The following is a 24,788-nucleotide window of genomic DNA, read 5'->3' as shown; positions in this document are numbered from 1 at the left end:
AAAATGTCAATTTTGTTGACTACAATCAAAATAATAAATTTGAAAGGAGTGTTTATGGCTAGGTTAGCGTTTTTAGTTGGTTATAAAGGACAAGACCCAAGCGAAAAACCTGCGGATGCAGCAAAAGAGAATTTAATTGGATGTTTTACCTGCACTAATCGTGTAGCAGATTTTCTCGATATTGTTGCCCAACAATATGTACCGTCTGGAGAAGCAAACAGGGATAGAGCCGGGTATACAAAATCCGTGATTGACGCTACGGGAGTGGCAAAAGATGTTGTGGTAGCGGCTGGAAAAATTAGCTACACACCAGACGCAAGCCCAAGAGCTAAAACGGTAACGTTAAAAACTGGAGCTAAGGCTAAAAAAACAAACAGAACTATTTCGCTTACTTTCCCTAGCAGCATGACTGTTTCGCAAATCGGAGAGGCATTAGCCGAATATATTCCCGATACTAAAATTCAGCGTACTTCTACCGCACCAAGCGCGACTGAAATTTATGCTCAGTACACAATCAAGGGCGGTAAAACTTACCCGCTTCCCTTAAAGGCAGCAGCAGAAACTTCTACTAATGTTGATGCACCTGCTTCTGCTGCTGAACAGGCAACTTTACTAGCTAAAGCTAAGTAGGTAGTAAGTGAATTTCACGTTTAATCAAAATTCGTGGAATCAAGTTTGGGGATTAAACTCAATCCCTTCTGATAGCAATAAATATACCCGTGTAGTGTGTCCAATATTGCTATCAGCCCCCGCTATTGCTATTTTGTTTTCACTTCCAGGCACTGTTATAGACCCTTGGAGGTGGGGCGGTTTTCTTAGTCGGGAAGTAAATAGCGGACTTGTAGTGGGAGGTGGCAACGATGCTAAACTCGATAGCTCTTTCAAAATTTATGTAAATCGATTGCAAATAATTACTTACCCTCAAATAGTTAACAACTATACTTTAATATTTGATGCTAATTACAGCGGGAATGTATCGTTATTTGCGTGGGAATATGTAGGAGATATAAATTAAGGTGACGACAAAGGAATTACTAGAAATTATTGGTTTTTTTGTAGGTATAGCGAGCGGTGCGGCAGCAGGTGGATTCGCTTTTGCTTCATACAAGTATTCGCTAGAAATTAAAGATTTACAGCGTCAAATTAAAAATGACACAGACAAGGCAAATAATGAAACACTAAAAAACGTTACTAAGTACGGAAGCGATATTCGCAAATTACAACAAAATCACGATAACTTGTTAAATCAAGTTGGGACATTAAAATGCGATGTCCGAGACAATAAAGCTATTTTAGAAAGAGAAGGTTTTATACACCCTCGCGCTGGATATCCAGAAGAATTTATACCGAACCGTACCGACTGGGGAGCTATAGAAGATGCTTGAAATGGATCGTTACGTGTTTCGAGGTTTAATGTTCTTTTTGTGTTGTAGCGCTACTGCCGCTACCTTTGCGGCGCTAGCTATCGGATTAAGGGCTAATGGCGATGCACCCGTCAATCTGACCACATTGGCGAGTACCCTGTTCGGTTTTGCGATCGCACTCGCAGCCAAAACAAAAGGAAGTTAGTTGGTCAGTTTTCGAGTATATTTCTGGGCTTAGCCGCCTAACACGGGCGGCTATCTGTAAAAAAAGAAGGTAAATATGGCAACAGTAACAGCGGGAACGGGGGCAACAGTAAATGCAACGACTATCGAAGGGCAACTGTGGCAGTTGTCACACTTGATTAACAGTGCAGAAAAAGGGCTGACCCCCCAAAGACTCAACATGACAAAAAGTGACGAGTTTATTTTAGAAGGCGATTTCACGATACCCGGACAAGTCGTATACAACGCCTCAACGGGAACTTTTTCTGACAGTGCAGTACCTTATCTATCAACACTTACTTTCACCGCTGGTTCCCCAGTTGGAACAATAAAATCGACTACACTGAGCCAGTATTTTATAGATGTAGTGAATTACATCATTCACTGGCAAAACCAACCCACAACTAAAAACCCCAATAATTTAACTAACTGCACGTTGAGTTTTGATTACAATTCTCTTGAATATGCGGGAACAATTGTACTTCCCTACACTTCAACTATGGGCGCTAACGGTTCAATCATTGAAACAGCGACGGAGTGGTTAACAACGTGAAAATTAAAGATAACAAAGCGTATCGCGAAACTTACCAAAAATGGATGGACAAGCAAGCAGAAATTAACACTACAGAGGAAAAACTTACTAACCTTGAAAAAGAAGCGACAGAGTTGAGACAGCAACTTGAAAATTACAAACAGCAAAAAACATGACAGATAAATTTTGGGGGGTAACAGTTGAAAATAGCGCGCTAGCTTTTTCGATTGAGGGACTTCAACCCGGTAAATGGTTGCAAAATGCGGCTAGTCAAGTGTGGGGTGCTATCAAAAAAGGGGTACAAACAGTTGTTGAATTTGGTAAAAAAATATTTGAGGGTGGCAAAGAATTACTAGCCGCGATCGGACGTGGAGACTGGGCATTATTCGGTCAGTGGTTGAAAGATGACCCCCTTGGATTTCTAGCAGGTGGCGCTGCCGTTGCTGTAGCGGGATGGTTCATTGGAAGTGCAACAGGGCTTACGGCTCTCGCCAGCGGCGGCGTTGCTTCTATGTGGGGTGCTTTGGGCAGTATTCGCTTGGGCGGTGTCGCGATCGGGGCGATGCTACCAACCCTACAGCAGGCAATCGTGGGAACGACAAATACGATTATTAATGTTGACTGGTTGCAGAGCGATAACGCTATCCTTGCAGAACTAAAAAGCGTTCACAGTTCGTTTATGAACACTTTTGGTGAGACAGTCGGACGTACACTGATCGGAATGTTTTTGGGAGGGGGTAAGAGCAACCCCAAGCTAAAAATAAATATCACAGGTGCAGCGGCAATATCTATTCAAGCAGAGCAAGATACGGGGAACAGTATAACTGAGGAAATTATTGACGAACTGTCTAACCTTGCTAACGCTTTTATTCGGTATGCTCGCAATCTTGCTTTTAAAATAGGTTATATGAACCTAAGAAAGCTAGCGCGGGAAAATATTAAAACGGGCATTAAACCCATTGACGATAAAATCGCTAACTGGGGACTGCAAGACGGTCAAACATTTGTAATCAATCAAAAAGTTGATGACAAACTAGAGAAAATAACTGAGACTAATCCAGATTTAGGTAATTTTCTCGAAGGACTGAAAGAAGGGGCGCTCGACGGATTCAATGAATTTGTCGTAATGACTTGATTTACCTTCTTTTTCGCAGATAGCCGCCTAACACGGGCGGCTAAGACAGAAAATAAAGACGAAAACACTACAAAAGGCAATATTGTGGGTACACGTACAAAAACTTTTCCACTTTCTCTAACGCCGACATCCACTACCGCTATTACTGAAGTGTTCCATCTAAGGAATATGACCGTCGATCCAGAAGATGAAATAGCAGTGTATTTAGAAGCAATTTATGCTAACGGTTCGATAAAGTCATTTACCCTGTTCAAATTCCCCGATTTTGACGGTGATGAAAGCGAAGCCGAAAAAATGGCTTTGTTCACTGCGGCTGAAAATGCCTCTCAAAAATTTGGTATTAGGATACTTACTCGCAAAACCGGGGAAACAACTTATCGAGAAAAAGCAGAGTTAATCATGGTTAACAGGGGTAGGAAGGATTACCTCGATTTATTGAACCCCTACATGACGAAACAGCAACTAAGAATTTTAGAACAAAATGATGAAATTGCCGTTCAGCTAGTAGACTACGGTAACGGTTTACTAAAAACTGGTGATTTCTTAGAATTAGAATTTGCTATTAGAATCGAAAGCGAAAAAAAAAATAACGAGATAGAAGAACTTAGACAACAAGTTTCAACTTTACAGCTAGCAATCGAAGGACGGTTAACAAGCTTAACTGCTGGTACATTTTTAGGGCGTGACGCTACGACTGGAGTAGTGCAAGCTTTGCCTCAATCACGTTTTGCTACCCCAGCACAAATTGACCAAGCGATTATTGATTGGGTGGGAACAGCGCCTGCAAACCTTGATACTCTAAAAGAATTTGGCAACGCAATTAACAATGACGCCAACTTTTTTGCGACTATAAATAATGCACTTGCTACCAAAGTGAATAAAACTAGCGATGAAACTATCAACGGTTTTAAGACTTTCGCTAGCGCTATTAAAACACCTTATTTTGAAAAAGATATCGTCTTAAAGCTTACTACGGGAGTTAATTGGACAGCTAACACTTGGTACACAATACCGGGATTAATAATCCCTTATGCTTGGCAAGAAGTACGATTGTACGAATTAATTGTTAACTACCAATACAACGACGGTGTGAATAGTTACAGCCACTGGCAAATGGGCGGCAATACTCGACTGTCTGGTGGGATTGGATGGAAAGCAGGCGGGGTGGTAGTAGAGGATACAATAATTCTTCAACAACATAATGGTAGTGACACAAACATTTTAACTTTCCGGTCTTTAATCGGAAATCTTAATCGAGGATTAGAAGTAAAACCGAGTTTTAATATAATAATTAGTGGTTTAGGATTTATAGAGTTTGCTCTTAAACGTTTTATATAACAATGGCATCAAGAAGTAGCGTATCACTGGATAGAAAACCAGAAAGCAGTAAATCGTCAACTAATTCAGGGTTTGGAATTAAACAAGAAATAGGCTCGATCGGCGGTTTTGATATCGAGGCTAGAGCCAAAATTGATTTAGGTGGGGTGATTGGTGCACAAGGCATCACGATCGAGAATGACGCAACAAACAATACTGTAGCTGTAGGGGCAAATTTTGGTTCAACCAAAGGCAAACTAGGAGTATCTATTGGCGCCGAGTTTGACGTAAATGAAGATGGCAGTACGTCTATCAAGCAAGTATCGGGAGGTGTTAGCGTAGCTGGTTTTGGGGTTGAAGGGAAAGCTGGAGTTGACGGCTCTATTGGAGGGGCTATCAGTGCTTTTGGAATAACTATTGACGCTGCCAAAGATGCAAAAGGTGGCGTATCAGGGGGCATTAGTATTCGATTACCCGGTGGTGAAATAGGGATAGGGTTTCAGCCTGACGAAGGAATAACAGTGCCGGGGGAAGAAGTTACGCCGACACCCACGCCGACACCCACGCCGACGCCGACGGCACAAACACCAAATACACCCCTACCGCCAATAATTAACAATACCTACATCCCAGATGGCGATCCTGTTTGCGTAGCAATTGTAGGCAATACAAAACAAGTCTGGAGTTATTACAACGGAGTTCCTTATGACTGCGGGGGGCAATTCATAAGCGACCATCTAGGGTTTAATCGCGAAGGAAAAGCTGACATCACTGGTGATGTTCATCCTGACGATGAAGCTAACTTAGCTAATTTTAATTTAGTTACATTAAACCCTTCGTGGAGGATTATTTCAGAAAGTATTCAAGACGCAAGATCAGAAGAATGTTCGCGTTTGTCTTATTACCGTCCTGCGTGGGGTTTAAATGCCTTTGAATGCGTAAAACGCGACCGCACAACGACAATAAAACGTGCAGGTGTAATCTCTGGAACCGGATATAACAGCGGAAGCTCTCTGGTAACTTTAAGGCGAATTACGGCACCAATTATAAGCAATCAAACAACAGGAGGAAACCCTCCCGGCGCTGCCTACAATGTACATTTTGGTACGCCGGATGCCGATTCTCTTTTTCTGGCACTTGGCAAGGCTAGCGATATTAATGCTTTTTTTAATAATTGGAACGCACTAGCAAGTAATCGCACTAAAATTGTAAATTCGACAGGTTCAGGAATATGTACTTATACAGGAGGAAATAGCTATTATGTGCAGTACATTGTAAATAGATTTGTCATACCAACAAAAAAAGAACTTCCTCTGGTTAGAGTTCAATTACCCAATCACCCACAACATTATAAACCTATGGATTGCTGCGACAAAGTAGAAGAAATATACAAGTATCTCGGAATAGCCAAACTTAAAAAAAATAAATTTGCTGTTAGTAAACTTTTTCTCGCACCGGGAGGCAAAGGTAATGAGGATTGTGTTGATTATTATGCAATCTTCCAAGCGCTGTTTAGGATGCTTGCCAACGGGCTGATTATCAATCCTAAAAGTAAGCCACTTGGCTCTGAATGGCAAAATGCTAATGCTACTGCTTGGGCATCTAGTATGTACGAAATGATGGCTGAGGCGATGAGTGACGGTAACAGCACTCAACGGTTTGAAATAGCTGCGATGATGCAGTTAGTTCAGATAATGGCTACGGTTGCCGAGAACGGTAGAAAAATTGAATTTGTCGGAGATGGGATAGGACTAGAGCCACTACCCGAGACAGAATTACTTCCAGTTTGCTTCACGATTCATGAAACCCACAAAGGTTTTGGTAAAAAAGAACCTAAAAAAATTAACGTATCGGGAGCTAAAACAGACCAAGAAGTCGAAAATATATTAGGTACAATGCTAAACCCGAGTTTAGTACCTATCGTTAAGTGGAAGTTTAAGCCCGGTCAGATTTCAATAAGCGAGGCGTTAAGAAATGGCTAAATCGACAGGCGGTAAAAGTACATCAACTGGAAAAAGTCCTAGCGGTGGAAGTAGTGGCGGTAACACCAAAGGAACTACAGAACAACAGAGAGAAGCAGCCGGAAAAGGTGCTATTCGAGAAGAGTTCCTGAGGAAAAAAGATGAACTCCTCAAAATAAAATCTCTCGATATTTTTCTGGTGAAAGATGCAATGGGTATCAACCCTAAAAAAAGTGACATGAAGCCAGAACTAAAGGAGGTGGTCAAGCGTCTCAAAGATAAAAAGTCGAAGGGTGTTTAGGAGTCCTTTTTTACAGATAGCCGCCTAACACGGGCGGCTAAGCTAATAAATAGAGACAGAAACTGGCACAGTATCCCTACTTTTAAATATTGTGTATAAAATAATACGTTGATTTTTAGTTTCACCGTATAAGCCGTAGTTTTTACCGCACTAAGGCGGGGTAGCCGTGTTATGCTTGATACGCCACTAATACGCGTAAGGACAAACACAATGAACGTTTGGAGCTTGATTATCGAGGCTTTCAGAATACTGGTAGAACGCGATTCGATCCTATCTGAGCGTGTTGCCAAACTCGAAGAAGAAAACGGGCTTGAAGTGACCGACGAAAGCGTTACTCAAACTCAATTGCAAGAGCTAGTAACGAGGATGTCAGAACAAACTACTCCCCCAGTTGTGTAAAATTTAACTATGGATTGATTTATCCTGGTTCTAGGTTTTCCCCGGTGTAACAACCGGGTTTTTTGTTGTTAGCCGCCTAGGTTTACAGATAGCCGCCTAACACGGGCGGCTAAGCTAATAAATGAAGGCAGAAGCACACAGAGACTCTATTGCTCTGATTCACACTATACACACAACGTGACTGAAAGTTTCCGGCTTCCGTGCCGGACGATCGCCAACAAAAAACCGCCCTTTTTAGGGGGCGATCAGTAGGGTGGGGCTTAGAATTACACTTCCACGATTTTAGCTTCTTCACTTACTCCGAGGTAGTGCCTCAGAATTACATCTACACTGTTGCCACAGGCAGTAGCTATATGTAGTAAAGCGTTATTGTTGTGCGAGTTAGCGTGAGCTGTAAGGGTGATGTAAGTGTGACGGGTGTGATAGGGAGAGAGATAGCAACTTATTTTGCCTTCATCGGCTAATTGTCGAACGATACCAGGATAGTAATATTCAACATTTGTGCCATCACCTAAAACTCTTTTATGTTTCTTGCCTATCCAGTTTTCACCGATAGACGTAAATGACATAAAACAACCTTTTTTGTTCGGGAAAACTAGACTGTTTAAACTTTCACTTTTTAACTTTAGCAACATCTCTTTTAGTCGAGAACCTTCACTAAAATAAAAAATTCTCGTTTCACCTGTTTTAGTTTCTTTGACTTTTCGTGTTGACGAACCTAACGATTTACTGAAACGAATTAAATTTCTTTCAAAATCAATATCGTTCCAAGTAAGTGGAAGCGCTTCTGATGTTCTGCATCCCGTTAAAAAGTAAAACTCAATTATGGGTGCGTAAAAAGCCTTAGATGGGGGTGCAGCATAAAAAGCCTTAATAATGATGTCACGTTCCTCCTTAGCAAAAGCACGTTTGTCATTTTCGAGGTCTTTTTCGTCTAACACTTCGTGCCACTCTTTTAATTCACCGTTCACCATTTTTGGTGCATATTTATCTTGAGTTGTAACAGTAGGTGTACTGAACTTATCGAGAGTGAAAGGGTTTTCGGTAGTTGGGTTAACTAGCACTCCTTTTGTTTTGCAGAATTCAAAAGCTCGATTAAGCTCGCTTACAAGGTAAGACTTTTTAAAAAGCGATAAATCAGACAACACAGAGATAATGTCTTTTTTGTCGCTAAGAGAAAGTCTGGCTAAATTTAATTCACACTGCGAGTGTTCGCGCTTTGTCTCGTCCCAAACTATACCTTTAATTGCCTTAGAGAATGTGCCGCCAAAAGTTACTTTAAACGTTGTCTCTTCAACAACAGTTTTTTTCCACTCTAGGTATGCTTCCCACATCTCCCCTACGGTTATTTCAGGCTTAGCCTGTACCGTGCCTGGTAGTTGTAGCACGTCAGCGAGTTTGGCGTATTTACCTCCCCCAAGTCCGTACTTAGCAAGGGTAGGGTCAAATAATTTTTCCCATTCAGGGTGGTCGAGGTCACCTTCAAGTGCGATCGCAATTTGCAACGCCCGCTTCCAGTCCTCCGGGTTATCCCGGTAGCCATACTTACCTATTCCTAAGCACTTAGCCTTGCCGTTGAGCGGCTTACCGTCCAATTGTTCCCACAGCGGGTTATGGCGCTTGGGAAAGCGCAAGGCTAAGGAACCTTTATCAGAGTAAACGGTTACATCACAAGGTTGGGGACGCTTATCGGCTCTCATGGTTGTTTCTCCTGAAACTATTGATTTATCGAGGTTCTGGTTTTCTAGACTTTTTCTAGGTTTCTGCACTTGCCTGTATTTCCGGCGTTAGCCGCCTAACATAGCCGCCTATGTTTCAGAACAGCATAGCATAGTGGCGAGTAGTTTCAAACGATTAACCGCCACTTGCAAATCAATCCGATCCATCAAAGGCCCCGAAAGTTTTGCCCAATATTGCTCCCTCTTTTGCGGCGAACAAGTACACTGTTGAATCGAATCGCCGTAATAACCGCAAGCGCAAGGATTCGTACTTGCAACTAAAGTGAATTGCGCCGGAAACATCACCGATTGTCTAGTTCGAGAAATCGTCACATAACCGTCTTCCAGCGGTTGTCGCAAAAACTCCAAAACATCTCTTTTAAACTCAGTTAATTCATCCAGAAAAAGTATGCCGCGATGTGCTAAAGAAATTTCACCCGGACGCGGAAAACTGCCGCCACCTACCAAAGAAGGCCCCGATGCTGAATGGTGAGGACTGCGAAAAGGCCGATCGCCCACCAAGCTTCCCTTATCCTTCAACAACCCCGCCACCGAATGAATTTGAGTTACATCCAAAGCTTCCTCAAAAGTCAAAACAAGAGCCATCAAAACAGATTCTACAAAGTAAACAACAAACGCTTGACATCGGAAACTGTACATTGTAGAATTAAAAACATTAGCTTTTCTATAAAGTACATGATGTATACAACAACGTGAAAGTTCAAAGGATTCGCATCCCCAATAGCGACAAAGCAAGTTGGACTGTATTGGACGACAACTACTCAGCCGTTCGCCCAATAGAGCAGTTTATTGGCTACCTAGAAAGTATTGAGCGAAGTCCCAATACCATCAAGTCCTACGCCTATCACCTCAAACTTTATTGGGAGTATCTCAGAGATGACAATAAAGATTGGACGCAAATTGGCCTATCGGACTTAGCGAATTTCGTCGCTTGGCTAAGAAATCCCCAACCCAGCGTTGCCCACATTCTTCAGCAGGAAGCAAAGCGCACAGAGGCAACTGTTAACGCAATTATCACATCAGTCTCTATGTTTTACGACTACCAGGAACGCCTGGGAGTGGTAGAAGAGATTCCACTTTACAAAACTCAAGTCCAATCCGGCAGGCGCTACAAAAGCTTTCTTCATCATATTAACAAGAGTAAGCCCGTCAGGACTAAACTGATTAAACTTAAAGAACCAAAGCGAATTGTCAAAACTTTAACGCAAGAACAAATCAAACAACTAATAAACGCCTGCGATCGGATTAGAGACAAATTTTTAATCGCCCTACTTTATGAAAGCGGAATGAGAATTGGTCAAGCATTAGGGCTTAGACACGAAGACATCCAGTCTTGGGATAATTTAATTCGCATTGTTCCCCGGCAAGATAATAGTAACGGTGCTAGAGCTAAAACCAGAAACACCTATAGCATTGACATCTCGAAAGAGCTGATGGGTTTATACACCGAGTACCTACTCAAAGAGTTTGAAGAAATTGAAAGCGATTACGTCTTCGTTAATTTATGGGACGGAGTAATCGGACAACCCCTGAAATATGGAGCAGTATCAGACTTGTTTCGTCGGTTAAGCAAAAAAACTGGCATTGAGGCTCATCCCCACTTATTGAGACATACTCACGCTACAGAATTAATTCGTGATGGATGGGATGCCGCTCACGTACAGAAACGCTTGGGACACGCCCAAGTTCAAACCGTTCTCGATACTTATACTCATCTAACCGATGAGGACATGAAGAAAGCTTACCAAGATTATCTTGACAAACGGGGAAAATAAAATTATGAAAGCAGTGCAGTCTCAATCAGCTAAATCTAAACAAAAAGAATTAGCTTCTCAAGTAGTCGGTTATTGGGCAAAGGATAAGTGGAAAATTGGCGAATCCCCCATCCAAGATGGATGCACAGCTTATTCTCCCAACAAACTTGTTACCTTTACCTGTAATTCTCCTAATTTAAACACCGAGCTCAAATACGCTTGCTGGCAAAAGCTAGAAAAGCGCGAATGGTCTACTAGGACATTATGGTCTAAGGGTAAAATAATGAAGGATATTGCTTCTTGGCTAAACACAATGACAGCAAACATTACTTCCCTGCTGGAGAGAGATTTAACGAATTGGGAAACGTCTTTCCGATCTTACTTAGTTCAAACCGAAAATTGGCAAGCTTATACAATGCAGCAACTAGATAAAGACCAGAAGCTGCGAGAATACACTAACCAAGGAGGTCAGATGAACACCCTGCGTCAAATATATAAAACCCTGCAAGAGGCGCATGACGATCGCAATGAGTATGAAAAAGATACCTGGGATGCCAGAAAGTTAGGTGGTTTAATCAACCCTTCCAAGAGTAATTACCAATTAACCTTTTCTAGGATAACTCAGCCTTGGCTGAGACAAGCCGCTAAGCAATACATTAAATACACCTTGTCAATTTACTCGGTTGGAGAATGCCAACAGAGAATAGGTGCTTTAAACAATTTTTCTGTTTTTTTGCAATTTTTTCATCCTCGCCTCAAACCTATTGATATTGACAGAACCATAGTTCTCGAATATATAACTCAACTACCAGAAACAGGACTAAAAGATTCAACCAGGCACAGGCAAATAGGATGTTTGAGAACTTTCTTAGAATTGTGCGCCAGAGAAAGGTGGGCGGATGTTCCTGACAAAAGACTGATTTATAACGAGGATTTTCCAAGAATGGGTCAAGCGCAGCCTCGGTTTATCCCAGAAGATGTGCTAGCCCAACTAAATCAACACCTAGATAAGTTACCGCCTCACATCATGCGAATGAATATTGTTTTGCAAGAGTGCGGTATGCGAATTAGCGAACTTTGCTGTTTGAAATTTAATTGCTTAAGCCAAGACGTTCACGGTGATTGGTTTCTCCAGTATTACCAATACAAAATGAAAAAGGAGCACACTATCCCAATTTCGCGAGAGATAGTCGCCGCTATTCAGGAACAGCAAAAATTTGCTAGAGAAGAACGGGGAGAAGATTTTCCCTACCTGTTCTTTTCTCTAGGAAGTCACAACAAAAACAGACCAATCCAACAAGATCATTTTACTGACGCACTGAACAAGCTGGCATACGAACAAGAGATTCGCGACAATGCAGGCCAATTATGGCGCTTCCAATCGCATCAATTCCGTCACACAGTTGGTACGCGCATGATTAACATGGGTGTTCCACAACATATTATTCAGCGGTATTTGGGTCACGAATCACCGGAGATGACGGGTCGCTATGCCCACATTCACGACCAAACCCTAAAGGAGGAGTTTGCCAAGTTCAAGAACAAGATTGTGGACGTAACAGGCAAAGTAATTGCAACGGAGGATTCGATAACTCAAGATACCGACCTGCAATGGTTTAAGAAAAATATTTTAGCCCAAGCCTTGCCTAACGGTTCCTGCGCCCTGCCAATGGTTGCTGGCCATTGCCCTCACGCCAACGCTTGTTTAACTTGCACCCACTTCCGCACGACAGGTGAATTCTTGGCCGAACACAAGAAGCAAGTAGAACACACCCAAAAAATTATCGAAACTGCAAAAGTCAATGGCTGGCAGCGCCAAGTAGAAATGAACGAAAAGGTCAAAGAGAATCTAGAACAGATCATCGCTTCTTTGGAGGATTCTAATGAAACATCAGCGTAACGTTGATGGATTGCGTCAGAACGCACAGAAGAAAAGGGAAGAGGCGATCGCTCGCACCCAGCAAGCGATCGAACAGCTTAGACGGGAGAAACGTCCGATCAACTTTAAGGTGGTGGCCGAAACAGCCGATGTTTCGACTGCCTGGTTGTACAAAGAGTCCGATATCAAAGCTCAGATCGAATATCTAAGAGACGCGGGAACTAGGAAACAAAAATCAGTCCCTCCCCAACAGAAAGCTTCGGATGCCTCTAAAGACGCCAAGTATCAAGCCTTGAAGCAAAGACTGCAAAAGGTAGAAGGAGAAAACAAGGGGCTCAGAGAACATCTAGAAGTAGTTCATGGTCAAATGCGCGTTCTTTCACAAGAGAACGAATCTCAGCACAAAGAGATCGAACGATTAACCAAGCTGCTGGAAGAACCCAAAGATCCGAATCTGTCGTCCGCTTCCTTGCCTATGGCAGAACCCATCACGTCTGTGAGCAAAATCACGGACTTAAAAGATCGCAAAGGTCGGAGTATTAGTGAGAAGATTCTAGTCGATCTGAAATCTCTTGAGATCTCGCTCAACCCTACATTGACCAAAAAAATTAAATCGGCTGACTCGGAAAGTACAGTTTTAGACGCGATCGAAGCTTTCAAAGAGGCTAGGCAGAAAAGTGAGATTCCCAATCCCTGTGGCTGGCTGGTAAGAGCGATCGATGAAAAGTGGAAAGCCAATAAAACTGGTCAAGAGTCATCAGCACAGGATACTAATCGCAAACCTGACATTTTCACAGTACAACCTACCAAGCAAGAAGATTTTGTACCTATGGAGCGGTTAAAGCTGTTGAAACAACACATTAAACCGCCCAAAGAGTGAGATTAATCCTATCCAAATTACTTAACTATGACTTCATTCGATGACATAACGCCGCCCATGAATTTACAAGCTGAAGAAGCTATTCTGGCTGGCCTTTTATTAGACCCAAATGCAATGGTTCGAGTAGTAGGGGTTCTTTCCCCCGAAATGTTTTGCATGAATATTCATCAAATTATCTATCAAGCAATACTGCATCTGTACAATCGAAATCAGTCCACAGATTTAATGACTGTTACCACTTGGCTATCCGATCGCAAGCAATTAGAGAAGGTAGGCGGTGAGTCAAAACTAGCACAGTTGGTAGACCGTACCGTTTCTGCGGTCAATATTGACCAGTATGCTGCCTTATTAGAAGAAAAGCACCTGCGACGCAAGTTGATACAGAGCGGACGTGAAGTAGTTGAGCTAGGGTACGATACGGCGACGGAATTATCTATAGTCCAAGACAAGGCAGAAGAGAAAATTTTTAATGCTACCAAACAAAAGTCAGGGAAATTTGAGCCAAAGCCAATATCTGAATGTTTAATAAACGCTTTTAATAAATTAGAGCAAGGAGAAATTCCGGGCTTCTCTACCGGTTTGAGCGATCTAGATGGATTGATAGGTGGTCTAAACAAACAAGATTTGATAGTTATAGCCGCTAGAGCATCAATGGGAAAAACTTGGCTGGCTTGCTATTTAGCTAATTGGATAGCCATGCAATACTCATTACCAGTAGTTTTTTTTAGCGCTGAGATGAGTGAAGAGCAACTCAGTAAGCGATTTCTAGCTATGCACTCCAAAATTAATTCTCAGCGTTTAATTCGCAATCAAGTTTACGAAGGTGAGTGGGAACCTCTCACTAGAGCACTAGGAACGGTTGGTGATTTACCAATTATTATCGATGACACTCCCGCTAGCAGTCAAAACCCAGCTAGGATGCGCTCCATTCTTCGCCGCGTTTGCGCCGAACGAGGAAAACTGGGGCTGGTGGTTCTTGATTATATCCAGAAATTAGGAGATAGAGGCGCGGCTAATCGCGCTCAGGCTGTTGGAGCAATTACCGGACACTGCAAGGATATGGCTAAGGAATTCGATGTTCCTTTTGTAGCTTTAGCGCAGATCAATAGAGGCGTGGAAGGGCAATCTAATAAGCGCCCGTTTATGAGTGATATCAAAGATTCCGGCGATATCGAGCAGGATATGGATTTGGGCTTACTTCTGTACCGGGATGAGTATTATCACTCAAACACAGAGGACAAAGGGGTGATGGAAATAAACGTCGGGAAGAACCGCAACGGCCCTACAGGTACTTGCAAGGCTTTGTTTAGCCCGGAAACGGGTCAATTCAGCGACCACAAAGCGAGGTAAGCCTTCTTAATAAAAATTTTTATTATTTTGAAAAGCTTTCGATCTCTGTTTTAGGTTTTTGTGGTATTGGTTAAATAAATAAAATAAGCTCCACCCATAAACGGTACAGGCCCAAAGCAGCAAACTTTCAACACCTGCCCGTTTAGCTTGGAGCTTTCTACCCCCCTTAAGGAGGTGAAATTTTTGTGTCTAATTTTGACACTGAATTGATGATAAATGCTGGTGCTTTACAAAGTCAAGCTAGCTTCTTGAGTGAGTTTGAGCCATCGCAGAACAAAGAATCCGCGAAAAATGGGTCTACTGTTTTGAGACTAGACAATGAAAAGCTGCTGATTTTGCTGGTTGTTGACCAATTTAATGGAATTGGTGCAAAGGAACTCGGCGAAAAAATAAATCTCTCTAGGTACGCCGCGTTAGCTCATTCAAAACAGTTAATCGAAATGAATCTCCTTACAGCGGATTCAATTCCATCCTCAAAGACAGGAATTAAACCTGCTTACTCGTTTCATCTCGCTCCTGGCGCACCCAGGGAAGCACTTTATACTGCTGCTAAGCAAAGAAAGCTGAAATTACCGAAGTTTTTGGAAAATAAAATCGAGGAGCAATATCCATCAGCAAATAATCCTATTCAGTCTTTAGATTTAAAGACTGACTTACCTGAGTTAACTTTGCCTGAAAACCAAATGGCAGAACTTGGCTTTCTTAAAGTTCGCTTACTGGCTTTACCAATGAAGTCGCGCGAAATTCTCATGCTGATTGAATCTGATGGAATTACGACATCAACAACAGCTAAAAAAATTAGCTGCGAAAAAACAACTGCTCACAAATACCTTAAGCAATTATTCGATTCAGGTTGGCTTGCCCGCATATCAAAAAACAATGTTACTCGCGGACACGAACATCTCTATTTTCTTGCTTCTGGTTTAACAAAAGAGTTGATCGAGACAGCGTTAAGTCTACCTGAATCAAAGGTGTTAACTCAACAAATGGATCAAGATACAAATGATGGAACTGTTTCTACATCTTCTGAGCAAAAAGATTCACACAAAGACAAAGCTTTGGATATCATGCAAATCACTTCTCAAGAGTCGGAAGGGAAAGAGCTAAGCTTGGCAAATGTCAAACCTGACCCCGCTAACCCGTCTAAGTTACGATGGGCTGAACTCATTTTGGCAAAATTTCCTGAGTTCGACCCATCTTGGCCTGCCGAAATTCAGGAAAAATGGTTTAGCTCGTTTGACCGTCTTATGGAAATGGGCTATGAGGGCAACAAGTTTAGGTAAAGCAAAACGGTGAGCTTTTGACCCACCGTTTTGCTTCTCATGGGCGGCGCTGGGCGCTGGGCGTGACTCCTAATCTCTGTCCCAAGGGGTTCAATTCCCCTGCCGTCCACCCGCCCTAGACATATCGTAGTACAGTTGCCTGTTGCTTTTAATCTTTCCAGTACGAGGGGTTGGAAAGTTCAATGCCTATGGCTGGCTTTGCCTAGGTACGTTCGGAAAGTTCTATTTGAATCCGTTTCTGTCTAGGGAATAGTTGGAGGTGTTGGGGTGGGGGTGAAGTTGGAGCCTCCAAGGTTGTGTGGGGCTTGTTATGCCCAGTCGCCTTGTCACCGGATCGAGTGGCAGTTTAAGACGGCAACGGGGTGCGATCGACATCAGTTACGGTTGCTGTCAGAATGTCCTAATTGTGGGGCGAGGTTTAAGGTTCCAGCTTTATGGGTGGATGGGTGGTGTCAAAGGTACTTTCTAGGGTTTGGAGAAATGGTAAAATGTTATAAGGCTATGTAACCTTGCAAGTGAGGTTACATTTATTAAGGCAATAACTAATCCTTACTAACCAACCGTGCCTTCTTTTTCACTTTCGTATTGAGCAGGTAATGCTACCCGGCCATGAAAAGAGTAATATCGCCTAGAAAAATGTTCCAAATAGGGACTACATAAAATTGCTCGTCGCAGTGTCATACCATTATTAAGTTGATAATATAAAGTTGCGGCTTCTATAGCAAAAACTCTTTTGAAATCAACCGTAAGCTCAGGCAAACCTTGCTGTTGCAATTCATAGTCAACATCTATTTTTTCAAGAAAATAAAATCTTTCGTGGCGTTGAGTAGAAACTAATTCCCATTCCTTACGATTCATATTATTTCCACTTTTTCTAACTTCCTCTGCTTTACTAATTTCACATAAAATTACAGAATTCAAAAATTTGTCTGGCTTACTCTGTTCTTTTTCGGCTCTAGCTTTGTAATCCCAATCTAAGTCGCAGTCTTGGGTAACTACAATTGCGTAAGGATGAGTTATTTGGTTAACGGAGAGAGAGATATCTGGCTGCTCCGATGACAGAGCCGCCGGATCAACATTATACTGAGTCACGTTCGTTAATATTTCTCCCTGCCTTAAAGAAGTATTTTTATTTGAACGCTGGTAGATAGCTTGCTCTGTCATGGTGTCATTACTGGAAAAAGCTATAGTTCTAAGATTCTAAAACAATTGGTGGTCTCACTTGTGCAGGCATTAATTTAGCTTTAATGCTACGAACTGGAATAACAGGTAGGTTTGCTTGAGGAAGGCGATCGGAATAAAAGTCTGCAATCCCTTTAAGTTCCTCAGCAGCTTCTTCTAAAGCATCTTGGGGTAAAGATCGGAGAATTTCTAGGCATTTTAGCAGTGCAAGTAAATTACTTATTGGCACATTGTTCCAGTCAGTGCTGAAAGACAGGGATGTGCCAGACATCGTTACGCTCGTAGGAAGTTCTACCACAATAGTTTTGCCACTTTCGCCAGAACAAGCAATTTTGTGTATAACCATGCTTGTTGGAGTTTGATTATTCCTCTGTTTTATCGATGACTTGGGGCTGTAGGGCATTGTGGAGGGTCTCTGTGATACTCCATCTGAATAGCTTCCAAGCTGATTTGTTGAATTGACTGAGTACGTTCCAAACATTTTCATCCCTCTCTAGCTTTTCTTCAGTATAAAAATCCGCATCTAGCAAATAAGCAGGTTCGCTGTTATCTGGTTCTGATTCTTTTACAATAACAAGTCCCTGGTTAAAAGTAATTTGACAGATATCAGTTTTTAAGAGCAAAGTTTTCTGCATAGATTGCAGTAATGGTTCTAGCTCTGGATTGTATAATTCTGAAGCAATTTGATTTGTAATTAAATCTGCCCATCTTTTATCTTTAAGTCCTAATTGTGAGCGGATGATTAGGTTTTGGTACTGAAGCCCAACCCTTGTATAAAATGAGGGCTGGTATATTCGTTCAAAAATTTCTACAACTTCTCTAAAACGTCGATTAAACAGCTCATACCTTTCGTATGCTGACGACATTAAAGTAATAAATTCCTTAGTAACAAGTATTTGCCACTTTCGATCTTCTGAATTAAAACTATAGCAAACCTCGCTCAAAGTGGGAAGACCAACTTGTGGAATCGCTTGTTGAATTGCTTGCTGAACTTCAAGTGAAAATGGCTGTCTAGTCGCTTCAAAAAGTGGGTATTTAAATCTAATCTCATCTTGAAAATCAACAGGCTCTTGATGAGAAATTTTAAGGATGGGTGGAAAACGCAATTGACACGCAACCCTTATAAGAGGACTGCGCTTGTAAATTACATGACTGGACTCAGGTAAGTGCATCAGTTTGTTCTTTCCAGGCAAGAATTGCTATCCTAACTATAACTTAAATTATGAGGCTGTTACTATACTTTAAATATTCTTATATAACTTATAACTTATTCATGGTTATGGCTTCGGGTTCTTTAGACTACCTTATAGGACAGCTCCAATCAGTAAAAGTATGACACAAAAGTTCCCAGCCAAAAAGTTGATTTTTGCACCAACTTTCTGAGCTTCTTGATTTTGGGTAGAAAATATGAATAGTGGCAAATTTACTACCAGCAAAGAAGAGGACATAACGCTAAAACGGCGACCAAATCTCTAACACTGCACCGGCGAGATCCGTGAGATCGCGCCTCATTATCGTTTGATAGCAAAATAAAAAGGGACTTTTGTACCAAAATTTTAGAGACGATTGCCAGCTAGTCAAAAAGCGATCGCCTTCTCCAAATCAAACTCTACCAGTTCGAGCGATCGCTCTTTACACCCTCACTCTCAGATTCACTATCTCACGCAACCGCGCATAAATCACATCTAACCAAACCGGTACTACAAACTTACCCTCAGCCCAAGCTGCTACTACTTTTTCGACATCGAACTCTACCAGCTTAGAATCTCCTGCCTGCGACTCCTTGACAAAAATTAACCGATTTGGCTCCCGATTGCTCAAAAGCCCCAGATACTTCTCCTTAAGCGTCTTCAGCACTTTACACCCCACCTCAAAGGTAAAACCCACCGACAGCCAATAAACCATCGTCGCCAACTCCACCAAATTTCCCTCAGAGTAGTAAATACTCCTCCCCGTCACCGTTTCCGTAATCACAGGGACAACCACCCCACTCTCACGCCAATACTGCAACTGACGTAACGTACAGCCTGCAATCTGGGCCGCCTGCTTAGTCGTAAAAAAGCGCTCTTCCGTGACACTCATTGTACAGGAGCGCTAATTTATATAAACCATCGCTCTAAATGAGCGGCAGGCTCACAAAAAAACCGCCTATCGTTTATTTAACTACAAGCAAGGGAAGGGGGAAAACCTATTTTTCGTCTTTTTCGTCTCTAGAGGGACGACCTTCAGCTTGAACAGAGACAAAAATTTCATCCCAGCTTTCAGTAAAGTTTGCAGTAGTAGTTTTTTCTGGAGGAGCAGGAGGAGTTTTGTTTAAAGGCACAGATATGGCTTTACTAGAGGCTTCTTCCTTTAAAAATGCCCTCGCGTTTACCAGCACCGGAGGCGTGACCACATTGATACGGCGCTATTTTAGCGTTTCTCTGCTATTACCTTTAATTGTACGTATGTTTTAAAGAGTGGATTTCTAAATTTATATCGATGATTTCCTTTTGTTCCAACTCTTTTAAGAATACTCCCTTTCTCTTGCTTACACAACTTTCCTATATGATGCTGGTATTGTTCTGTTCGGATGTCTTCACCTCTAATTCTTGATAAAGGTTCTTGTAAATCTGATGCTTTGAAAGTTCCATATTCATCTTCCTTAATTAATACGCAGGCTTGCAAAACATCTTTAAACATTGTGCTTTTGTTGCTTGTAACAGCAAGCTGATACGAGTTTTTAATGCTTTCGTGTGCATTGTCTACGCATCTTAGGATTCCATTTGTTAGCTCGTCTTTTCCTATTAAATCTTTCTTTTGAAAAATCATGTCTTCTAATATGTATCGGCACAATAAATGAGTATAATAAGCTAACCCTTGCGATAGCTTAACTATTTCTTCCTTTATCGTGTTTTCTATACTTATTTCTAATTTGCTTAAACCATTTTCTATTATTTCTTTTAGTTCTTTATCCTCCATTTTTTGTAGAGAAATTTGCATTATACATCTTTCGATTGACTGATGCTCTCCTATTAAATCGGTAATTGTTTCTCCAATTCCCACTAATAATACAGTGCATCTAGAGGATTGATCGGATACAGTTTTAATTACCTCTGCAAATCTTCTTTTTGTGGCTGTATTTTGAATAGTATCAAATTCATCAAAGATAAATAACATTGACTGTTCTCTAAAATTTCCTAAAATTTCTCCTATTTTCTTGGCTGTTATTTCCTCTCCCCACTGCATGAAATCAGATAATTTTTGAGAGACTATTTTATTTTCCGGCTCTCTATTGTATCCTATTCTTTCTTGGCTTTGATTTCGTGGCAATAGTATCTGATCAAAAGTGCTTTTCCATAAACTCTTGAAATCTTCGTCTCTTGTACAGATAACTTTTGTTACTATTGCATTTTGACCCGTAATTTCTCCTAAATATGAAGGAATTACATTTGCTAGAGAAGTTTTTCCAATTCCTCTTTCTCCATAAAGAATTGCGTGTTGACTTGGTGTTGTAATTGCCCTAAGTATTTTGGCGACTTGTTCTTGCCTTCCTGCAAACAGATTCTTTTCTAAAATTGGGCTAGCTGGAGTAAAAACCCTATTGAGCAAAGCGTATTTTTCCTGTTGCTGTGTATCTGTCATTTTTGTTTCCCTGTAATACTGAATCGGCAGCTTATCTACTAAGCGATACTTATCTGAGCCATGCCTTATAGAATATGCAATCGCTTCCTTAAAACCTTGTTCTAGCCTATTTACTTCATAATTCATAGCTTTTCTACCTTCACTTGAGCATAAAGAAAAGTTGGCAACCTACTTATACTCCATGTAAACCCTAAAAAAGAGGCGAAAATGGCGCCTAAAAAAATTAAGCCTGGGCAAATTGTCCCCCTGAGCGGACAATATTGATCATTAGTGATGAGACTGGTCAAAATCTCAACCGTAAGGTAACTGCTATAGAAGAGAACACCTTCTCGCCAGCTTTATCGGGATACAGTCTGTTTTTGGTTGACAAGGCCAAACATCAGCGTTAAGTCTATCTTACTTTGAGCAGCGACTCTATGAGACTCTCTGAGACATGAAATTTTACTCCTGGTGATGATGCGATCTCGAACAAAATTTTTGGGGTAACTGGTGAGTTGCAGCAGCTTCGCCGGAGTGAGGCGGCCGTCTGATTTCCAGCAAATAACCTCAAAGGGCACGTCGGATTCGCTAAGGAAAAGCAGATCCTCAGTAGCTTGCTGGAGTTCATCGGTGATGTTGGTCATGGTTCAGTTTGTCTAATCCTTTTGACGGAAAGCGATGCCAAAGAGTACGATCGGTTTGCTGCATTTAAGTTGCGATCTAAATTATCACCCCACATGGTCAGAGCATAGAGGCGAATCTGGGTCGATCTCTTGTTCTTGTGGCTCAGTTAAAGCTTTTTCCTTGGCATCCGAAATTAAGGCTGCCAAGTCTTTATCTGGAGGTCTTGACTTTTGATCTGAGTGGTCAGCATGAGTATAAATACACATTAAATAAACAATTTTTTTAGTATGACAGACAAGGAAAATTAGTCTCCCGAATCTAGCCGTGCCTCGAAGACCCGGTAAATGTCTCCATCTTTTCTTCCTCAAGAAATATCCCTGCTCCGCTGTGCCATTAGGAAATGTTTCTTCATCAGAGGTGTTTTTTGAGCAGGGATCGTTTTCAAGTTCACCTAAATAGCTCAGAAACATTTCTTCAAACAAGCCTTTATCTTGCTTGTTTTTGCGGTAGTGTTTCTTGAGTAAATCTTCATAAGTTGTTTCAAACTTATGAAGATTCTCGATCCGATAGTTCTTGCAACCATTGGCGTGTATCCGATCCATTAATACGCTCCCCTGCCTCAGATTTGATGAGCTTTACCTCTTCTAGGGTAGCTAATAATTCTTGTTGATAGCTATCGCTTTCACGCTCAATGGCATCTAAGATATTATCAACTAAGCAATCTAAGGCGTCCGCACAAAGGTAAAAAGCCTCCTTTTGACCTATCCCCTTAATGAAAAGCATATAGGCTTTTACGCGAATTGATACCAAGAAACGCTCTAAGCCAGTAGCATGAGCAGGCTCAATCAAATCGTAAGCAAGCTTTCGCCAAGATTCGCGTTCGTCTGGAGAAAAGTTGTCCCATTCATTTTTGATAGTGTTGGCTTTTTGCTGAATTTTACGCCCTAGTATTTCAAAATAGGAGGACTTGCATTGGGTAAACTCTCGACGGTTGAATTGTCGAATTTCGTAAGGATTAAGATCGAGTACGGTTGTGGACATTTGAAACGCCCCTTACGTGATTAAGATGGACATCTTAAAGCTCTAGAAACGAGCTAAGTTGAATAGTGGCAGTGCAAACCTCGGTCGTACAGTTTACATACACATTACAGCTATCATATTGTTGACTATATAAACAATATGATAGGCTTAGAGTTATTTTAACATTTTTTGTCTACTAAAAAACTGTAGCATAAATAAGTTATTTTTATGGAAGTCAAAGTTTTATTATATATTAATGATCAATGTGGAGCTAGGTATATCCCGTAATTATAAGTAAGGGTAAAAACCGAAGTGGTTTTTAAAAAAAACATTCTTATTACTTTTAGTTTTAATTGATTTTTTATACTAAGCGCTATTTTTAAAAACCTTTTAAAAATCAAACCACAACACGTTCCATTAGTCAGCAGGGATCTATTTTGTTATTGATGCTTTAAATGTTATATATTATTTAGTGTATTACTGCCTTGATTCAGTACGATTTGGACGGCGATCAGCAAACATGGCTTCATACTTATGTAGCAATATCCTACGCCAGGTCAAACCCAGAGTTTGAAACTGAAGTCAATATCTGGATTATTGACCTGATAACCCTGGGAACCCGTCAACCCGCACTTCCTAAATTGGACAAAAGAGGAAATTGAACGAGGGCAACAATTCAACAAAGACGACCTCAACGAGTTATACGGAAACTAAGGGGAGTCTTCCCCTTTCAGTATTGAACGATAGTGCACCGATCGCCCGCTCAGTTGCCAGATATAGAACGATCAGGGAGGCGAAAATGAAGAACTTTCAATTGGTAGCGATCGCTCTTTCAGCACCTAAGTCAATTCTCAGAAATACCATAGGAAAGTGTCCAATACATTTACCTAGTAAAAACCATTTGTAGTCATAATTTCAAGAATTGGTATTAACCCCATCTCCTTTACCTTTATCTCCTTCCCTTTTACCTCTTTTCAGCCTCTCTCTGAGTGAGATGCCTCTTCCTTCATTTAGTGTTCAGACCTTGTAATTTAATCTCTCTCTCCTGTTGGCTTTATTGATGGAATTATCTTCTGTCCACAATAGTTCTGGCTGTAAGTCGGGAATCTTATCAAACTGCCTTAAAACTGATTCGTTACCTGTAAATTTACAAATCAGTTGAGCTATCACTTTGCAGCAACTTTCAGGATAAAGAAATACCTGTCTTTCGCTAAAACGAATTACATACCAGTCATGCTGTTGAAAAAAGTAGTTACGGTTATCGTCTTGACCTATACAATGAGTTGGCCTCAACGGAGAATTGTTAGGATATTGGCGTGGGGTGTATGGTTCATCTATTTCAATATCTATTGAAAACCAGTTGTTCTCAGGCTCAACATAGGCAAAATCTGGTGTGTAATGCACTACTCTTTTTAAGATAAATATTTTATCATCACCAAAATAGTTTCTGAGCAGGTTAGGAAATCGACAATTGTCAGGGTATTCTGTGAATCCTCTTCTGTCTTCTGCTGGTTCTATGTCAAAACTTTGGGGGTTAAGTGATAAAAATTCTTTTTTGCAAGATTCCATCCTCCAATCACTGACTTTTTGGGGAGTTCGCAAGTTTTCAACTTCCTGTTGGTAGATTCTTTCTAAGTTTTGCTTTTGAAGTTCCCATTCCGCAAGCAACTCCTTATGTTTAATCGTCTCTTGATGTATGGATTGTTCCCAGTCTTTAATAATTTTAGGATAACTATTTCGTTTTTTCTGGTAAGCTGCTAGTTCTTCCCGATATTGGCTAAGTCTGATAGGATAGCTTTTAACCTGAGTGTAACCAAACCCAAACACTCCTAATGTTAACATTATAAAAAACATCCATCCGGCAATGCTATTACTAGCACTACCAACTAAGGCACTGATTATAGATACTCCTAGTTCAGAAAGAAATAATGGAACTAATTTGATCCTGACAGGAGGCGATTCAATAAAAACTTCTAGTTCTTCGGGCTTAGGTAGTAGTTGAAGTATGGGAGGAGGAAAAACTTTAGGTGGTTCTGGTACTGGAGGTAAGCTTGCCAAAGCTTTCTCAATAGAAAGTGGATACAAAATCACGGGGTAAGTATTCATAAATGTTATAAGTTTAACTAAACTAGAACCATAGCAATTATCTGAAAAAAAATAATTTTGTTCAAATAATCTGTATACCAGTCGAATAAGCTAGGCTAATAGTTTCTATTACTTGAGTTGACAGCCCCGCCCAAGCG

Annotated in this window: 29 protein-coding genes and 1 pseudogene; 18 read left to right on the top strand and 12 right to left on the bottom strand. The window is 41.1% G+C overall.

What is annotated here, in order from left to right; genetic code table 11:
• The first annotated feature begins 54 nt into the window (after positions 1-54).
• From E5S67_RS14760 to E5S67_RS14715, 11 genes are all read left to right on the top strand, one after another.
• On the top strand, positions 55-630 hold the full coding sequence (locus E5S67_RS14760; protein ID WP_172188418.1) for a hypothetical protein: 576 nt from the start codon (positions 55-57) through the stop codon (positions 628-630).
• Positions 631-763: 133 nt separating this feature from the next.
• A complete protein-coding gene (locus E5S67_RS32430) occupies positions 764-1,015 on the top strand; it encodes a hypothetical protein (RefSeq protein ID WP_216670462.1) in 252 nt (83 codons plus the stop codon).
• 1 nt (position 1,016) lies between these two features.
• Positions 1,017-1,385 carry a hypothetical protein gene (locus E5S67_RS14755; protein ID WP_172188416.1) on the top strand — a complete coding sequence of 123 codons (369 nt, stop codon included), beginning with the start codon at positions 1,017-1,019 and terminating at the stop codon, positions 1,383-1,385.
• On the top strand, positions 1,378-1,569 hold the full coding sequence (locus tag E5S67_RS14750; protein WP_172188414.1) for a hypothetical protein: 192 nt from the start codon (positions 1,378-1,380) through the stop codon (positions 1,567-1,569). The genes E5S67_RS14755 and E5S67_RS14750 overlap by 8 nt, the downstream gene beginning before the upstream one ends.
• Before the next feature lie 75 nt (positions 1,570-1,644).
• Positions 1,645-2,139 carry a hypothetical protein gene (locus E5S67_RS14745; protein WP_172188412.1) on the top strand — a complete coding sequence of 165 codons (495 nt, stop codon included), beginning with the start codon at positions 1,645-1,647 and terminating at the stop codon, positions 2,137-2,139.
• Positions 2,136-2,294 carry a hypothetical protein gene (locus E5S67_RS14740; protein ID WP_172188410.1) on the top strand — a complete coding sequence of 53 codons (159 nt, stop codon included), beginning with the start codon at positions 2,136-2,138 and terminating at the stop codon, positions 2,292-2,294. Before E5S67_RS14745 ends, E5S67_RS14740 begins: the two co-directional genes overlap by 4 nt.
• Positions 2,291-3,253, top strand: a complete 963-nt coding sequence (locus tag E5S67_RS14735; protein ID WP_172188408.1) for a hypothetical protein — start codon at positions 2,291-2,293, stop codon at positions 3,251-3,253. Before E5S67_RS14740 ends, E5S67_RS14735 begins: the two co-directional genes overlap by 4 nt.
• A gap of 168 nt (positions 3,254-3,421) precedes the next feature.
• Complete coding sequence (locus E5S67_RS14730) at positions 3,422-4,591, top strand: TolC family protein (protein ID WP_172188406.1); 1,170 nt, start codon at positions 3,422-3,424, stop codon at positions 4,589-4,591.
• A gap of 2 nt (positions 4,592-4,593) precedes the next feature.
• A complete protein-coding gene (locus E5S67_RS14725) occupies positions 4,594-6,552 on the top strand; it encodes a hypothetical protein (RefSeq protein ID WP_172188404.1) in 1,959 nt (652 codons plus the stop codon).
• Positions 6,545-6,832, top strand: a complete 288-nt coding sequence (locus E5S67_RS14720; protein ID WP_172188402.1) for a hypothetical protein — start codon at positions 6,545-6,547, stop codon at positions 6,830-6,832. Before E5S67_RS14725 ends, E5S67_RS14720 begins: the two co-directional genes overlap by 8 nt.
• Positions 6,833-7,042: 210 nt before the next feature.
• On the top strand, positions 7,043-7,231 hold the full coding sequence (locus E5S67_RS14715) for a hypothetical protein (RefSeq protein WP_172188400.1): 189 nt from the start codon (positions 7,043-7,045) through the stop codon (positions 7,229-7,231).
• Positions 7,232-7,497: 266 nt separating this feature from the next.
• Here E5S67_RS14715 and E5S67_RS14710 read toward each other — a convergent pair whose 3' ends face one another.
• Together E5S67_RS14710 and E5S67_RS14705 are read right to left on the bottom strand one after the other, a co-directional pair.
• A complete protein-coding gene (locus E5S67_RS14710) occupies positions 7,498-8,931 on the bottom strand; it encodes a site-specific integrase (protein WP_216670460.1) in 1,434 nt (477 codons plus the stop codon).
• A gap of 144 nt (positions 8,932-9,075) precedes the next feature.
• A pseudogene (locus E5S67_RS14705) lies at positions 9,076-9,543 on the bottom strand (ATP-binding protein); the annotation flags it as partial.
• Between the two features lie 119 nt (positions 9,544-9,662).
• Here E5S67_RS14705 and E5S67_RS14700 point away from each other — a divergent pair.
• The 6 genes from E5S67_RS14700 to E5S67_RS14675 all read left to right on the top strand — a co-directional run bounded on the left by E5S67_RS14700 (position 9,663) and on the right by E5S67_RS14675 (position 16,585).
• Positions 9,663-10,745, top strand: coding sequence for a tyrosine-type recombinase/integrase (locus E5S67_RS14700; RefSeq protein ID WP_172188396.1), 1,083 nt, complete (start codon positions 9,663-9,665; stop codon positions 10,743-10,745).
• Positions 10,746-10,749: 4 nt separating this feature from the next.
• Entirely contained in the window at positions 10,750-12,624 is a 1,875-nt protein-coding gene (locus E5S67_RS14695) for a tyrosine-type recombinase/integrase (RefSeq protein WP_172188394.1), read from the top strand.
• Positions 12,608-13,483 (top strand): DUF6262 family protein, encoded by an 876-nt coding sequence (locus tag E5S67_RS14690; protein ID WP_172188392.1) that lies wholly within the window; start codon positions 12,608-12,610, stop codon positions 13,481-13,483. The genes E5S67_RS14695 and E5S67_RS14690 overlap by 17 nt, the downstream gene beginning before the upstream one ends.
• A gap of 27 nt (positions 13,484-13,510) precedes the next feature.
• Positions 13,511-14,833, top strand: a complete 1,323-nt coding sequence (gene dnaB / locus E5S67_RS14685) for a replicative DNA helicase (protein WP_172188390.1) — start codon at positions 13,511-13,513, stop codon at positions 14,831-14,833.
• A 185-nt stretch (positions 14,834-15,018) separates the two neighbouring features.
• Entirely contained in the window at positions 15,019-16,116 is a 1,098-nt protein-coding gene (locus tag E5S67_RS14680; protein ID WP_172188388.1) for a hypothetical protein, read from the top strand.
• 310 nt (positions 16,117-16,426) lie between these two features.
• Positions 16,427-16,585 (top strand): hypothetical protein, encoded by a 159-nt coding sequence (locus E5S67_RS14675; protein WP_172188386.1) that lies wholly within the window; start codon positions 16,427-16,429, stop codon positions 16,583-16,585.
• Positions 16,586-16,668: 83 nt separating this feature from the next.
• Here E5S67_RS14675 and E5S67_RS14670 read toward each other — a convergent pair whose 3' ends face one another.
• The 9 genes from E5S67_RS14670 to E5S67_RS14630 form a co-directional block, all read right to left on the bottom strand.
• Complete coding sequence (locus E5S67_RS14670; protein ID WP_172188384.1) at positions 16,669-17,280, bottom strand: hypothetical protein; 612 nt, start codon at positions 17,278-17,280, stop codon at positions 16,669-16,671.
• A gap of 28 nt (positions 17,281-17,308) precedes the next feature.
• The gene (locus tag E5S67_RS14665) at positions 17,309-17,644 is read right to left on the bottom strand and encodes a hypothetical protein (RefSeq protein ID WP_172188382.1); all 336 of its coding nucleotides are present in this window, start codon (positions 17,642-17,644) and stop codon (positions 17,309-17,311) included.
• A gap of 16 nt (positions 17,645-17,660) precedes the next feature.
• Positions 17,661-18,470 carry a TIGR04255 family protein gene (locus tag E5S67_RS14660; RefSeq protein ID WP_172188380.1) on the bottom strand — a complete coding sequence of 270 codons (810 nt, stop codon included), beginning with the start codon at positions 18,468-18,470 and terminating at the stop codon, positions 17,661-17,663.
• 460 nt (positions 18,471-18,930) lie between these two features.
• Positions 18,931-19,380, bottom strand: a complete 450-nt coding sequence (locus E5S67_RS14655; protein WP_172188378.1) for a MerR family transcriptional regulator — start codon at positions 19,378-19,380, stop codon at positions 18,931-18,933.
• A 106-nt stretch (positions 19,381-19,486) separates the two neighbouring features.
• Positions 19,487-19,693: a hypothetical protein gene (locus E5S67_RS14650; RefSeq protein WP_172188376.1), complete on the bottom strand. Its 207-nt coding sequence runs from the start codon at positions 19,691-19,693 to the stop codon at positions 19,487-19,489.
• 17 nt (positions 19,694-19,710) lie between these two features.
• Entirely contained in the window at positions 19,711-21,048 is a 1,338-nt protein-coding gene (locus E5S67_RS14645; protein WP_172188374.1) for an ATP-binding protein, read from the bottom strand.
• A gap of 212 nt (positions 21,049-21,260) precedes the next feature.
• Positions 21,261-21,545: a nuclease A inhibitor family protein gene (locus E5S67_RS14640; RefSeq protein ID WP_172188372.1), complete on the bottom strand. Its 285-nt coding sequence runs from the start codon at positions 21,543-21,545 to the stop codon at positions 21,261-21,263.
• An 84-nt stretch (positions 21,546-21,629) separates the two neighbouring features.
• Positions 21,630-22,127, bottom strand: coding sequence for a hypothetical protein (locus tag E5S67_RS14635; protein WP_172188370.1), 498 nt, complete (start codon positions 22,125-22,127; stop codon positions 21,630-21,632).
• A complete protein-coding gene (locus E5S67_RS14630; RefSeq protein WP_172188368.1) occupies positions 22,072-22,566 on the bottom strand; it encodes a hypothetical protein in 495 nt (164 codons plus the stop codon). Before E5S67_RS14630 ends, E5S67_RS14635 begins: the two co-directional genes overlap by 56 nt.
• Positions 22,567-23,030: 464 nt before the next feature.
• Between E5S67_RS14630 and E5S67_RS32425 the strand changes: the two genes are divergently transcribed.
• A complete protein-coding gene (locus E5S67_RS32425; RefSeq protein ID WP_216670458.1) occupies positions 23,031-23,207 on the top strand; it encodes a hypothetical protein in 177 nt (58 codons plus the stop codon).
• 355 nt (positions 23,208-23,562) lie between these two features.
• On the opposite strand, the gene E5S67_RS14625 is transcribed toward E5S67_RS32425, so the two are convergent.
• Positions 23,563-24,651 (bottom strand): hypothetical protein, encoded by a 1,089-nt coding sequence (locus E5S67_RS14625; protein WP_172188366.1) that lies wholly within the window; start codon positions 24,649-24,651, stop codon positions 23,563-23,565.
• Positions 24,652-24,788 lie beyond the last annotated feature (137 nt).

The organism is Microcoleus asticus IPMA8 (genome assembly GCF_013179805.1).
GTDB lineage: Bacteria > Cyanobacteriota > Cyanobacteriia > Cyanobacteriales > Microcoleaceae > Microcoleus > Microcoleus asticus.
The sequence above is the reverse complement of the archived record's forward strand: the minus strand, read 5'-3'. Positions and strand labels throughout refer to the sequence as shown.

Excerpts from the sequence above, each read along its gene's own strand:
- E5S67_RS14760 (WP_172188418.1), top strand. The coding sequence starts at position 55 with ATGGCTAGGTTAGCGTTTTTAGTTGGTTATAAAGGACAAGACCCAAGC.
- E5S67_RS14750 (WP_172188414.1), top strand. The coding sequence starts at position 1,378 with ATGCTTGAAATGGATCGTTACGTGTTTCGAGGTTTAATGTTCTTTTTG.
- E5S67_RS14745 (WP_172188412.1), top strand. The coding sequence starts at position 1,645 with ATGGCAACAGTAACAGCGGGAACGGGGGCAACAGTAAATGCAACGACT.
- E5S67_RS14735 (WP_172188408.1), top strand. The coding sequence starts at position 2,291 with ATGACAGATAAATTTTGGGGGGTAACAGTTGAAAATAGCGCGCTAGCT.
- E5S67_RS14730 (WP_172188406.1), top strand. The coding sequence starts at position 3,422 with ATGACCGTCGATCCAGAAGATGAAATAGCAGTGTATTTAGAAGCAATT.
- E5S67_RS14725 (WP_172188404.1), top strand. The coding sequence starts at position 4,594 with ATGGCATCAAGAAGTAGCGTATCACTGGATAGAAAACCAGAAAGCAGT.
- E5S67_RS14720 (WP_172188402.1), top strand. The coding sequence starts at position 6,545 with ATGGCTAAATCGACAGGCGGTAAAAGTACATCAACTGGAAAAAGTCCT.
- E5S67_RS14715 (WP_172188400.1), top strand. The coding sequence starts at position 7,043 with ATGAACGTTTGGAGCTTGATTATCGAGGCTTTCAGAATACTGGTAGAA.
- E5S67_RS14710 (WP_216670460.1), bottom strand. The coding sequence starts at position 8,931 with ATGAGAGCCGATAAGCGTCCCCAACCTTGTGATGTAACCGTTTACTCT.
- E5S67_RS14695 (WP_172188394.1), top strand. The coding sequence starts at position 10,750 with ATGAAAGCAGTGCAGTCTCAATCAGCTAAATCTAAACAAAAAGAATTA.
- E5S67_RS14690 (WP_172188392.1), top strand. The coding sequence starts at position 12,608 with ATGAAACATCAGCGTAACGTTGATGGATTGCGTCAGAACGCACAGAAG.
- dnaB (WP_172188390.1), top strand. The coding sequence starts at position 13,511 with ATGACTTCATTCGATGACATAACGCCGCCCATGAATTTACAAGCTGAA.
- E5S67_RS14675 (WP_172188386.1), top strand. The coding sequence starts at position 16,427 with ATGCCCAGTCGCCTTGTCACCGGATCGAGTGGCAGTTTAAGACGGCAA.
- E5S67_RS14670 (WP_172188384.1), bottom strand. The coding sequence starts at position 17,280 with ATGACAGAGCAAGCTATCTACCAGCGTTCAAATAAAAATACTTCTTTA.
- E5S67_RS14665 (WP_172188382.1), bottom strand. The coding sequence starts at position 17,644 with ATGGTTATACACAAAATTGCTTGTTCTGGCGAAAGTGGCAAAACTATT.
- E5S67_RS14660 (WP_172188380.1), bottom strand. The coding sequence starts at position 18,470 with ATGCACTTACCTGAGTCCAGTCATGTAATTTACAAGCGCAGTCCTCTT.
- E5S67_RS14655 (WP_172188378.1), bottom strand. The coding sequence starts at position 19,380 with ATGAGTGTCACGGAAGAGCGCTTTTTTACGACTAAGCAGGCGGCCCAG.
- E5S67_RS14645 (WP_172188374.1), bottom strand. The coding sequence starts at position 21,048 with ATGAATTATGAAGTAAATAGGCTAGAACAAGGTTTTAAGGAAGCGATT.
- E5S67_RS14640 (WP_172188372.1), bottom strand. The coding sequence starts at position 21,545 with ATGACCAACATCACCGATGAACTCCAGCAAGCTACTGAGGATCTGCTT.
- E5S67_RS14635 (WP_172188370.1), bottom strand. The coding sequence starts at position 22,127 with ATGGATCGGATACACGCCAATGGTTGCAAGAACTATCGGATCGAGAAT.
- E5S67_RS14630 (WP_172188368.1), bottom strand. The coding sequence starts at position 22,566 with ATGTCCACAACCGTACTCGATCTTAATCCTTACGAAATTCGACAATTC.
- E5S67_RS14625 (WP_172188366.1), bottom strand. The coding sequence starts at position 24,651 with ATGAATACTTACCCCGTGATTTTGTATCCACTTTCTATTGAGAAAGCT.